At 50.7% G+C, this 11461-nt stretch carries 13 protein-coding genes and 2 tRNA genes; 7 read left to right on the top strand and 8 right to left on the bottom strand.

The genetic code is table 11. The features are described from left to right. Positions 1-151: 151 nt before the first annotated feature. From DBY68_RS17555 to DBY68_RS17545, 3 genes are all read right to left on the bottom strand, one after another. Positions 152-239 (bottom strand) — tRNA-Ser (locus tag DBY68_RS17555). Between the two features lie 148 nt (positions 240-387). Next, positions 388-1065, bottom strand: coding sequence for an isochorismatase family protein (locus DBY68_RS17550; RefSeq protein WP_108474428.1), 678 nt, complete (start codon positions 1063-1065; stop codon positions 388-390). Positions 1066-1083: 18 nt separating this feature from the next. Beyond that, the gene (locus tag DBY68_RS17545) at positions 1084-1944 is read right to left on the bottom strand and encodes a pirin family protein (RefSeq protein WP_108474427.1); all 861 of its coding nucleotides are present in this window, start codon (positions 1942-1944) and stop codon (positions 1084-1086) included. Between the two features lie 114 nt (positions 1945-2058). Between DBY68_RS17545 and DBY68_RS17540 the strand changes: the two genes are divergently transcribed. Continuing rightward, the gene (locus DBY68_RS17540; protein WP_108474426.1) at positions 2059-2961 is read left to right on the top strand and encodes a LysR family transcriptional regulator; all 903 of its coding nucleotides are present in this window, start codon (positions 2059-2061) and stop codon (positions 2959-2961) included. Positions 2962-3100: 139 nt separating this feature from the next. On the opposite strand, the gene DBY68_RS17530 is transcribed toward DBY68_RS17540, so the two are convergent. Next, positions 3101-3188, bottom strand: a tRNA-Ser gene (locus tag DBY68_RS17530). 267 nt (positions 3189-3455) lie between these two features. On the opposite strand from DBY68_RS17530, the gene ghrA reads away from it, so the two are divergent. The 4 genes from ghrA to DBY68_RS17510 all read left to right on the top strand — a co-directional run bounded on the left by ghrA (position 3456) and on the right by DBY68_RS17510 (position 6379). Next, the gene (gene ghrA / locus DBY68_RS17525) at positions 3456-4394 is read left to right on the top strand and encodes a glyoxylate/hydroxypyruvate reductase GhrA (RefSeq protein WP_108474424.1); all 939 of its coding nucleotides are present in this window, start codon (positions 3456-3458) and stop codon (positions 4392-4394) included. Between the two features lie 93 nt (positions 4395-4487). Further along, complete coding sequence (locus tag DBY68_RS17520) at positions 4488-5225, top strand: phosphatase (protein WP_189623320.1); 738 nt, start codon at positions 4488-4490, stop codon at positions 5223-5225. Positions 5226-5245: 20 nt separating this feature from the next. Continuing rightward, positions 5246-5800, top strand: coding sequence for a molecular chaperone (locus DBY68_RS17515; RefSeq protein ID WP_108474422.1), 555 nt, complete (start codon positions 5246-5248; stop codon positions 5798-5800). Positions 5801-5896: 96 nt separating this feature from the next. Continuing rightward, the gene (locus DBY68_RS17510; protein ID WP_146745478.1) at positions 5897-6379 is read left to right on the top strand and encodes a DUF1097 domain-containing protein; all 483 of its coding nucleotides are present in this window, start codon (positions 5897-5899) and stop codon (positions 6377-6379) included. Positions 6380-6422: 43 nt separating this feature from the next. Here DBY68_RS17510 and DBY68_RS17505 read toward each other — a convergent pair whose 3' ends face one another. Further along, positions 6423-6827, bottom strand: coding sequence for a curli assembly protein CsgF (locus tag DBY68_RS17505; protein ID WP_108474420.1), 405 nt, complete (start codon positions 6825-6827; stop codon positions 6423-6425). A 379-nt stretch (positions 6828-7206) separates the two neighbouring features. Here DBY68_RS17505 and DBY68_RS17500 point away from each other — a divergent pair, with 379 nt between their 5' ends. Both DBY68_RS17500 and DBY68_RS17495 read left to right on the top strand, forming a co-directional pair. Continuing rightward, positions 7207-7704, top strand: a complete 498-nt coding sequence (locus DBY68_RS17500; RefSeq protein WP_108474419.1) for a hypothetical protein — start codon at positions 7207-7209, stop codon at positions 7702-7704. A 41-nt stretch (positions 7705-7745) separates the two neighbouring features. Beyond that, on the top strand, positions 7746-9002 hold the full coding sequence (locus DBY68_RS17495; RefSeq protein WP_108474418.1) for a hypothetical protein: 1257 nt from the start codon (positions 7746-7748) through the stop codon (positions 9000-9002). A gap of 104 nt (positions 9003-9106) precedes the next feature. Here DBY68_RS17495 and DBY68_RS17490 read toward each other — a convergent pair whose 3' ends face one another. The 3 genes from DBY68_RS17490 to csgD form a co-directional block, all read right to left on the bottom strand. Then, positions 9107-10069 carry a CsgG/HfaB family protein gene (locus DBY68_RS17490; protein WP_108474417.1) on the bottom strand — a complete coding sequence of 321 codons (963 nt, stop codon included), beginning with the start codon at positions 10067-10069 and terminating at the stop codon, positions 9107-9109. A gap of 163 nt (positions 10070-10232) precedes the next feature. Beyond that, positions 10233-10613: a CsgE family curli-type amyloid fiber assembly protein gene (locus tag DBY68_RS17485; RefSeq protein WP_108474416.1), complete on the bottom strand. Its 381-nt coding sequence runs from the start codon at positions 10611-10613 to the stop codon at positions 10233-10235. 5 nt (positions 10614-10618) lie between these two features. After that, positions 10619-11269 (bottom strand): biofilm master transcriptional regulator CsgD, encoded by a 651-nt coding sequence (csgD, locus tag DBY68_RS17480; RefSeq protein WP_108474415.1) that lies wholly within the window; start codon positions 11267-11269, stop codon positions 10619-10621. Between the last annotated feature and the right edge of the window lie 192 nt (positions 11270-11461).

Genomic DNA, 11461 nt, shown 5'->3' with positions numbered 1-11461 from the left:
GCTCGCCCTGCGGGCAGCCCGTTCACTGCGTTCACGGTCTGTCCAACTGGCTGCGCCAGTTGTCGAACCCCGGTCCGGGCTTCTCACCCCGCCTGGTTGTGCAACATGCGAAAAAAAAGCCCGTACTTTCGTACGAGCTCTTCTTGAAATATGGCGGTGAGGCGGGGATTCGAACCCCGGATACGTTGCCGTATACACACTTTCCAGGCGTGCTCCTTCAGCCACTCGGACACCTCACCATATTGTTTTGCTGCCGAACTGCTTGGGTGGCAACGGGGCGCTACTATAGGGAGTTGCCCTAAAACGGTCAAGCATAATTTCTCAATTATCTTTCGTTCGGTTAAGCATTGAACATATTCCCCGTCCGGATACGAACGGGGACGGAAATCAACGCTGTGAATCGAGCAATTCGTTGTTTTTCACCACGTCCTGCGCTTTCCCATAGCTTTCAATCAATAACTGATAGGCCGGGAAGATGTGGGTATATACCTCCGCCCACTCGGCTGCGTCCTCGCGATTCCAGGTACCTTGCAATTCTGCCGCGACGGCAGCCGTGTCCATTGGCACGACACCTGCCTGAACCACCCGCGCCAGGGTAACTTCTTGCGCCATTTTACTGTAGGTGCCGGAGGCGTCGATCACCGTGAAAACTTTATACCCCTCTGCGGCAGCGGCAATGGCCGGGAAAGCCATACACACGCTGGTGATTGTACCGGCGATAATTAAAGTCTTACGGCCGGTCGCTTTTACTGCTGCGACAAACTCTGGATTATCCCAGGCGTTAATCTCCCCCCGACGCGCAACGTACTGTGCGTGTGGAGCGTTCTGATGAATCTCCGGGATTAAAGGGCCGTTTGGCCCCTGTGGAACCGATGCCGTGGTAATGACCGGTAGTTTTGCCAGCGTGGCCATTTTTGCCAGGGCAGCCGCACGGGCGCGCAGTTCTGGCATAGGCATATCTGCCACGGTCTGAAACAGGCCGCTTTGATGATCGATCAGCAGCATCACGGCATCATTAACATCAATCACCGGGCGTGCACCGTTAAAATTAGCGGGAATAGACATGTTATTTACCTCGTGTTGTTAAATCTGGCCGAAACGACCTGAATTAAAATCGCGAATTGCTTCAGCAATTTGCGCCTTGTTATTCATCACAAATGGCCCGTATCCAATAATTGGTTCGTTCAGAGGTTCACCTGCCAGTAGCAGCACGCTGGAATCCGTTTGCGGCTGAAGGTGGAATGCTTCACCATGCTGGCTGAATACTACCAACTGACCTTCGTGGGCTCGTTCACCACCGTTAATGGCGACGTCTCCTTTTAACACCACCAGTGCGGTGCTCCAGCCATTGGGCTGCGTAAAGTCAATGTCGCGCCCTTGTTTCAACTGCATATCCCAGACATTCAGCGGCGAGAAGGTGTGCGCCGGGCCGTTGACGTCCTGAAAGCGGCCTGCGATGACGCGCAGGTTGCCGCTTCCATCGGGTAAAGCGATGTGCGGAATATCCTCGGCGCGAATACTTTGGTATCCGGGCGTCGCCATCTTGTCTTTTGCCGGCAGGTTGACCCATAGCTGAATCATCTTCAGTTCACCACCGGTCTGACTAAAGGCTTGAGAATGGAACTCTTCGTGCAAAATTCCGGCACCTGCGGTCATCCACTGGACATCACCCGGGCCAATCACGCCGCCTTTTCCTGTTGAATCGCGATGCTCTACTTCACCGTCGTACACCAGCGTGACGGTTTCAAATCCACGGTGCGGATGTTCGCCGACACCGCGCTTCTCGTTTCCCGCCGGGAAGGTGAACGGCCCGGCATAGTCGAGCAGAAGGAAAGGGCTCAATTGCTCGCCATGGCTCTGGTAAGAAAACAGTGATCGTACCGGGAAGCCGTTGCCTACCCAGTGGGGGACGGGAGGGGTATACACGCCAGTAATCTGTTTCATCGTTATCTCCTGCGTTTCTGTTTCTGATGTCATTAAGCTTATATTTGTGGTTAATCACCCGGTAGATAGCAAAATGGCACTAGACTGTTCCAAAAATAGAACGATGAGGTGGATATGCAGAATCTCAATGATTTCGCGTGGTTTGTACAGGTGGTGGATCACGGAGGATTTGCAGCAGCAGGCAGGGCGCTCGATCAGCCGAAATCAAAACTGAGTCGGCGTATTGCGCAACTGGAGGCGCGGCTTGGCGTGCGGTTAATCCATCGTACCACCCGGCACTTTACGGTGACAGAGGTCGGGCAGACGTTCTACCAGCACTGTAAAGCCATGCTGATTGAGGCGGAGGCGGCGCAGGATGCGGTGGCGACACTACAGTCAGAGCCGCGCGGGACGGTGAGGATCGTTTGCCCGGTAACATTGCTGCATGTGCACGTTGGGCCGATGCTGGCGCGATTTATGGTGCGTTATCCTGGCATCAATGTGCAGCTTGAGGCAACCAACAGACGCGTGGATGTGGTGGCGGAAGGGGTAGATGTCGCGATACGCGTACGTCCCCGGCCTTTTGAGGACAGTGATTTGGTGATGCGCGTGCTGGCAGATCGCGGGCACCGGTTGGTAGCCAGCCCTGAACTGGTTGCGCGTATGGGAAAACCCCTGGCACCCGCAACACTGAGTGGCTGGCCGGGTTTAAGCCTCGGAGCGGGTAAGCAGCATCGCTGGGAGTTAACCGGACCGGAGGGCGCGCGTGCTGAAGTCTGGTTTACGCCGCGCATGGTTACCAGCGATATGCTGGCGCTGCGTGAAGCCGCCATAGCGGGTGTAGGTATTGTGCAATTACCCCTGTTGATGGTGCGGGAGCAGTTGGCATCAGGTGAACTGGTGTCGGTTCTCGATGAGTGGCAACCACGTCGCGAGGTGATTCATGCGGTATTTGCGTCCAGGCGCGGGTTATTGCCGTCGGTCAGAGCATTGGTCGATTATCTGGCTGAGGAGTATCAGAAGATGGAGGAGGAATAAAAGGGGGGGCCTACTGCGTTCGCGGTCTGTCCAACTGGCTGCGCCAGTTGTCGAACCCCGGTCCGGGCTTCTCACCCCGCCTGGTTGTGCAACATACGAAAAAAAAGCCCGTACTTTCGTACGAGCTCTTTCTCGAATATGGCGGTGAGGCGGGGATTCGAACCCCGGATACGTTGCCGTATACACACTTTCCAGGCGTGCTCCTTCAGCCACTCGGACACCTCACCATATTGTTTGTTCCGTTGCTGCTGGAACGGGCGCTAATTTAGGGAAATCCGCTGCGTGCGTCAATAAACTTTTTTAAAAAATAGCGCGTTTAGACAAACTTCAAGCAACTTGCTGTTAAATCAGTCATAAATCGCCTTTTTTGCCACCACGCTGCTTTTTGCAGGAGTGATAAGATAATTTTGCTATGCTGAGGATCCGCTAAAAAAATCAATCAACATCGCGCCAAAGAGATAAAAATACGATGGCGCTTTATGTCAGGAGTAGTTATGGAGATCATCTTTTACCATCCGACCTTTGATACCCCGTACTGGATTGCTCAACTGAGTAAGCAACTGCCGGGCGCGAATGTTCGCGAATGGAAAAAGGGCGACAATCAGCATGCCGACTATGCGCTGGTCTGGCATCCGCCGGTTGAGATGTTGCAGGGCCGCGATTTAAAAGCGGTGTTCGCGCTGGGCGCGGGCGTCGATTCTATTCTCAGTAAACTCAAAGCCAACCCGGAAATGCTGCCAGAGTCTATCCCGCTGTTCCGCCTTGAAGATACCGGTATGGGCCTGCAAATGCAGGAATATGCCGTAAGCCAGGTGCTGCACTGGTTCCGCCGTTTTGATGATTATCAGGCGCAGCAGCAGAAATCTGAGTGGCAGCCGCTGGCTGACTATCATCGTGACGATTTTACTATCGGCATCATGGGCGCGGGCGTATTGGGCGGTAAAGTGGCTGAAAGTCTGCTGGCGTGGGGCTTCCCGGTACGCTGCTGGAGCCGTAGCCGCAAAACGATGCCGGGTGTGAAAAGTTTTGCCGGAACCGAAGAACTGGGCGATTTCCTGCGTGAAACGCGCGTTTTGATCAACCTGTTGCCGAATACGGCGGAAACTGTCGGCATTATTAATCTCACTTTGTTGAATCAGTTGCAGGATCACAGCTATCTGCTGAATCTGGCGCGTGGCGTGCATGTGGTGGAGGACGATCTGTTGCAGGCGCTTAACACTCATAAACTGAAGGGCGCGATGCTCGATGTCTTCAGCCGTGAGCCGCTGCCGCAGGAGAGCCCATTATGGCAGCATCCACGCGTGGTGATGACCCCGCACATCGCGGCGGTAACCCGCCCGCAGGAGGCCATTGATTATATCGCCCGAACGATTACGGGGCTTGAGCGCGGCGACCACGTAAGTGGCCAGGTTGACCGCCAGCGCGGTTATTAGTCGCTCCCACAAACCCGGCTTCTGCCGGGTTTTCGCTAATAAAAGGCCTGGTTTCCTGCTATTCTTGGCGCTAACACGTTAGAGGAGAATGTGATGTATCCTGTTGACCTGCATATGCACACTGTTGCCAGCACGCATGCTTATAGCACGCTGCATGACTATATTGCCGAAGCGAAACGAAAAGGCATCAAACTCTTTGCGATCACCGATCATGGCCCGGATATGGCTGATGCCCCGCATGCCTGGCACTTTATTAATATGCGTATCTGGCCGCGTATCGTTGATGGCGTGGGGATCCTGCGCGGTATCGAAGCGAACATCAAAAATACCCAGGGTGAAATTGATTGCACCGGGCCAATGCTGACCTCGCTTGATTTCATTATTGCAGGCTTCCACGAGCCGGTTTTCCCGCCGCAGGATAAAGCCACGCATACGCAAGCGATGATTGCTACCATAGCCAGTGGTAACGTGCATATGATTAGCCACCCGGGTAACCCGAAATTCCCGATTGATATTCAGGCAGTCGCCGAGGCGGCAGCCAAATATCAGGTGGCGCTGGAGATCAATAACTCGTCATTCCTGACATCGCGCGTCGGGAGTGAAGGTAACTGTCGCGCCATCGCCGCGGCGGTTCGTGATGCGGGAGGCTGGCTGGCACTGGGCTCTGATTCCCACACAGCGTTTACTTTGGGCGAGTTTACTGAATGTCGGAAGATCCTTGATGCCGTCGATTTCCCCGAAGATCGTATTCTGAACGTTACCCCACGTCGTTTTCTGAATTTCCTGGAGTCACGCGGCAAAGCTCCGGTTCCTGAATTTGCCGAATTTTAATCAATAAGATGGATTAATTAATGAACGAGTTTTCAATTCTCTGCCGGGCGCTGGGCTCGCTGTACTACCGTCAGCCGCAGGACCCGCTGCTGGTTCCGCTGTTCACCCTGATCCGCGAAGGGAAGCTGGCGGCGAACTGGCCGCTTGAGCAGGATGAACTGCTGACCCGTCTGCAAAAAAGCTGTGATATTCAGCAAATTGCCGCAGATTACAACGCCCTGTTTGTGGGCGAAGAGTGTCGTGTTTCGCCATACCGTAGCGCGTGGGTTGACGGAGCGACAGAGGCCGATGTACGCGCGTTTCTCACGTCGCGCGGCATGCCGCTTGGCGAAAATCCTGCCGACCATATCGGTACTTTATTGCTGGCGGCTTCCTGGCTTGAAGATAATGCCGCGGAGGATGAAAACGAGGCGCTTGAGACGCTGTTTGAAGAGTATCTCCTGCCGTGGGTCGGCACTTTCCTTGGCAAAGTGGAAGCCCATGCGACGACCACGTTCTGGCGTACCCTGGCGCTCCTGACCCGCGAAGCGATTAGCGCAATGTGGGATGAACTTCAGGAAGAGGAAGAAGAGTGATTTAAATCACGTTTATGATGCAATTAATGTAATCGCATTGTCTGAAACGTGTTCATGATCTCACTAACTCGGCGGGCATCTGTTAAAATGCCCGCCATGAACATACTTCTCTCTATAGCTATCACCACGGGCATTCTCTCCGGCGTTTGGGGCTGGGTAGCGGTGTCGTTGGGATTATTAAGCTGGGCCGGTTTCCTCGGCTGTACCGCCTATTTTGCCTGCCCACAAGGTGGGCTGAAGGGGCTGCTTATTTCCGCTAGTACCACAATGAGCGGCGTACTGTGGGCGCAGGTAATTATTTACGGCAGCGCAATGGCGCCGCATCTGGAGATTGTCGGCTATCTGATGACGGGCGTGGTGGCGTTTCTGATGTGTATCCAGGCAAAGCAGCTTTTACTGTCATTTGTTCCCGGTACCTTTATCGGAGCCTGCGCAACCTTTGCCGGGCAGGGTGACTGGCGTCTGGTGGTGCCTTCACTGGCGGTGGGGTTGATATTTGGCTTTGCGATGAAAAACGCTGGGCTGTGGCTGGCCAACCGGCGAACATCGGCTTCAACGCAACGCGCAGTAGAAGAATGAAAACCGGCGACCATGTGTCGCCGGTTTTCATTCCAGAGGTGTGTTAGTTGCTCATGCCACTAATTTCAATTTGCGAAGTTTGATTGGTTTTTCTGTCGGTAATATTCATCACCAGCTGTCCATCCGTGTTGGTCACATTGACGATGAAATCTTCCGTCACCAGTTTACCGGGTTTCCCCTGACTGACGTTACCCATCAAACTCCCCAGCAACTGGGACTGGATCGATGATGTAAAGGCACTGAGTGCTGAAGTTTGATCATACGAATCATCAGAGTTCGGCGCAGAATAGCCGTTTTGCGCCTGCGCTTCGGAAAGCAGCGTGGAGCCATTCAATGGATTACCGCCAAAATTGGGGTTTACCGGCGTATAGACAAGTTGCCCGGCAATACAGACGTTGGCCAGCATAATGCCCGCCAGACTCAACAGCACTTTATGACGTTTTGACATGGTGTGCCCTCAATCAAATATTGCGATATTGTTTTTGAGAACGCGTGGTATCACGACATTTTTATCATAGTTCCCGAGGAAAAGAATTCCACGACATTTCATGTAGAGACGTTCAATAAAAAAGTATAAAATAAAATTATTGATTAAAATCAATCGCATTTTTATTTACAAGATAATGCCAACCCAGAAAAATAGTACTTTTTGCTGACAGTCACGGACAAATCCTATTTTTGTATGAGTGCGAAATAATCGCTGGTGAATACGCTTATTACCATATGTGAAATTTCGTATATACCTGGTGGCGTACCGGGATGCAGTAGCTTATTCATTTTTACGAGGGGGTACACAATAGTTTAATAATATTGACTGGAGGTATTCTATGAGAGGCTATGTCCTCGCAGCACTATTGTCATTCACTCCTGTGGGAGTTTATGCGCATTCTCAATCAAATGAACATCCTGATTTGTCCTCTCTGTCTGCTGAAGATTACGCATTACCAGATAAATTGAACTTACCTCGCAATGCGACTAACGCATGGATCAAACAGAATGGGGATGGGCTCCGGGCTGATATTGATCAATACCATACCGGTAGAAATACCAACGCTATTATTCAACAACAAGGTGGAGGGCATACGGCTGACATTACCCAACTCTATGGTAATAATGATCTTGCTATTATTAGTCAGGCGGGTTGGGGCAATGATGCTGAAATAATACAAAAAGGTTCTGGGAACGCAGCGGCTATTTCTCAGGACGGTTATTCAAATTATGCGAAAATTGTTCAGGTTGGAAATAACCTGGCAGGTATTAAAGTCAGTCAAACTGGAGTAGGTAAAACTATCAGCGTAAAAGTCACTCATGGCTATACGAGGTAGTCCATTTAACCCGTTACGTTAACTACATAATAGGTACTACTATGAATCTCTGGAAATTGACAGCAATTGCATCATTAGTTATTTCTGGAAGTGCCTTCGCGCAATATACCGGACCTGCGGTAACCAACGGTGGTAATTCCGAGCTCACCTCAACCGCGGGGCTTGCTAACGACGCGGTTGCCGCGCACAGTAGCGAATTGCCAGGCTTTGGGCCGAATGCGGGTAGCAACAGCGAACACGTTGCCATCTACCAGGGCGGCTCCAGCGGCAGTGGCCACGGCGGTCATGGCGGTTGGGATGATAAAGGCGGCTTGGGGTATGGTAGCGGCAATAATCTGGCCAACGTCGAGCAGGATGGGGCAAAAGGCTCATCAACGCTGATTTATCAGGAAGGGGGCAATAACTCACTGAGCACCCTGCAAACCGCAAAAGACAGCCTGTTGTATATCCGCCAAAGCGGGGGTAAAAACAACACCATCGGTACAGGCCTGCTCGACTCTAAAGGTGGCTCTTCCGGTAATACCTTCACCCAAAGTGGTTCCGATAACCAAATGGTGATTAACCAGGACCAGAGTGATAACCACATCTACAGTCCTGGCCAATCAGGTACACATAATAAGGCGGTGATTTACCAGAAAGGGAAAAATGACCTGACGGCGAACCTCTCCGGTAACTATAACGAAGCCTATATTAGCCAGAATGGGCAAGGCAACGGCGCCACCGTCAACCAGTCGGGTAGCTTTAACGACCTGAATTTGAAACAGAAAGGTAACTACAATACCGCAGATCTGACGCAAACCGGCGGTGGCTTCTACAACGGTAAAAACGATCGTAAAGGCGGCAGTGGTCACAGCAGCGGCGGCAACGTGCTGGATGTGACACAGCTTGGTTTCAAAAACGATGCTACGGTTAACCAGAATGGTAGCAGCAACACCATTACGCTTGAACAAAATAGCAGTAATGGTATCGCCACTATCGATCAAAGCGGCGGAACCAGTCGTAACACGGTCACCGCAATTACTAACGTTAATAATGGTCTGGTGGATGTTGACCAGACTAGTGGTACCAAAGACAGCGATGTTGTCATTAATCAGAGTGGTGGCAGCAGCTGGGATAAATCGTTTGATGATGATAAACACGGCGGCAGTTACGGCACCCTGGTCGCAGCGGCTAAAGTGCTGCAAACCAGCGCTAATGGCAGCAGCGTGAACATTAATCAGACCGTCGCAGGCGTGTCAACCACGGCATATGTGAAACAGACCGGGTCTGGTAACACAGCCATTGTGAATCAACACTAAGCAATATTTTGCCTGATGAGCCGCCACGTTGTGGCGGCTTTTTTATGCGCAGAATAACGGAATTAAAAAACCGGCTGCGAAAAGGTGACAGCCGGCATATGCCATCAGGAGCTGCTCTCGCTCGCGGCTTTCGGCAACGGTGCTTGCGGCGGGGCGAGATTTTGCTGTGCTGACTGCGCCGGTACAGTGGGGCGAACCGTTTGCGGCGGCGGCGCTTGCGTGAGTTCATCGGGCATCAGCAAGCCTTCTTCCGCTTCTTTGCGATAACGCGTCAGGACTTCAGAGTGAATATCTGCGGCATTACTCAGCGCCCACAGTTTTTTGTTAATCCCATCATTGATCAGGTGGATGACGCCTTCCTCAATGGCTGACATCAGGCAGGTCATTACCGGTTCGTTGGTGGTAAAGCCCGCTTCGCCTTCTAATAGTCGCTGGTAATCAATAAAGCGGAAGACGCCCGCCTGAATTTCATAAGAGAGGATCGTTTTGCTGGTATTTACCGAGGAGAGCACTTCGCCGGTATGGACATTCACAATACGCAGATTAACCGCCACCTGATCTAATTGATACTGGGTACTGCCGCCAATACCAAAATAGCGCGCGCCAAAACCGCCGGTTTTAACATTACTGGCGTAGCCAATTATTGAACCCTCGACAATCACATTAGCCGAATAAAGCGAAGGCAGCGGGCTGGCGTTATTATCGCCCACGGTACCATTTTGCTGGGCGGCACGAATAATTTTTCGTTCATTGAGCAGGTTATTTAACCCCTGACGCTCCAGAGGAACAAACCAGCGCGAGTCTTTCAGAGAGGAAACCAACATTGCTGTGGCGCTTTGCGGAACTGATGTAGAAAAGTTACTGGCCGGATAGGGCTGGAACTGGCCCGTCTCATCCTGGATATTATAGACGGCGACATATATTTTTCCGCGCGGCGGAGGGAGCGATACCAGATCTTTATAGGTCGCATCGCGTGGGAGTAATGTGGGCCTGGCGGCTTCTTGTGGTGGCGTTGTAATGCACCCAGACAAGAGTCCAGCTACAACTGCCAGAGTAACGATACGCATCTTGTTCTTGCCTCTCTGAATGGTGACATTTAAAGACCCCTCTGTGAAATATTTACGCAAGAAGCCGTGAGCGCAATCAATAAGAATTAATTGCGCTACGACTAATTTCCGGGTTGTAAATTACATCAGCACAAAAGGACTATTTTCGATAAAATATTCCAGATTAATATTCGTCGGAGGAAAGGTCTCCAGTTTGTAATAATGCTTGATTTATAATCCTTTTTTGTATTTCTTCCTGTACTGATGCGACGGCTTGAGTAATGACCGCATCATAATTTCGCATGACAGGTGAGACAATCGTCTGAAAGACAATGTCTTGATCATAACGAATAGTCATAATACTGCCCCAGCGTGCGCTGGGGCGTTCAATAATACTCAGGTTTATTTTATTATCTGTCCAGTGTTCGCTAAAGTCACGGCAGAATTTTTGTCCTACCGAGGTTACGGCACGTGTGACAATCAACCCTGGAACTTCAAGTTCTGCAGCCGTGGCTGGCGCCAGGTGTAAAAGCAGAACAGTCGCCAATAGAGGAACGGTTTTCATTGTCGTCACCGTAGGTATTTGTTCGCCCAAAATACGGCCTGAGTTCGGTTCTTCACCGAAAGCTTTTTGAAGAGATTGTAGATATGCGTTTTGACAGTGTTTTCACTGATGAACAGCAGATGGGCAATTTCGATGTTAGAAGCACCTTGTCGAAGTTTACCGAGAATCTGCTTTTCGCGATGTGTCAGGTCAACGGTTTCATTCCACTGCGGATGGGACAAATTTAGCTGCTGTGTAAGATAGTCATTAATCGACTTTGGAAAGAATTTTTCACCCCGGCATACGGTTTTGATACCTTCAATTAAATTTTCTTCGCCGGTTTCTGTATGAAATATACCGCTAATCATCGGCCATTCGACAATTTCACGGTGATGATAATGCGGCGGTATATTAAAAAGTAGTGTTTTAAACTTTTTCTGGCAGTTTTGTAAATCCTGGCACCACTGCCGTGATGTGTGTTCTTCAAGGGACATCATGTCGAATAAAAGAAGATCGCCATCTTCAATCGCCGAACTGTCGATGACATCACAGTGTTTAAGAGTGACTTCGTTGTAGAAGCGCTTTTTAAGTGCTTGTAACAAAAGCGTTGATTGTAATGACGGCTTGGTTATCAGAAACAAGAATCTGGGCTCTGACGGATTTTTATTGATTCTCATGGTTCACTCCAGAGAGATATATGCCAATTTATCTAATTGAAATATAAGGTATTAAAACAACACAAGCATGCTCAGGCCACCGCAAGAAGCGCGGCAATGCCAATCAACTACGAAATATGAATTAATCTAAAATTTAGGTAGGCAAAATTAATTAAACAAGTTTTAATAATGTAACAAAATGTAAAACTGGCT

The sequence above is a fragment of the Pseudocitrobacter sp. RIT415 genome, assembly GCF_003057695.2.
Taxonomy (GTDB): domain Bacteria; phylum Pseudomonadota; class Gammaproteobacteria; order Enterobacterales; family Enterobacteriaceae; genus Pseudocitrobacter; species Pseudocitrobacter faecalis.
Note: the sequence above shows the minus strand (reverse complement) of the source record. Positions and strands in the feature narration are given on the sequence as shown.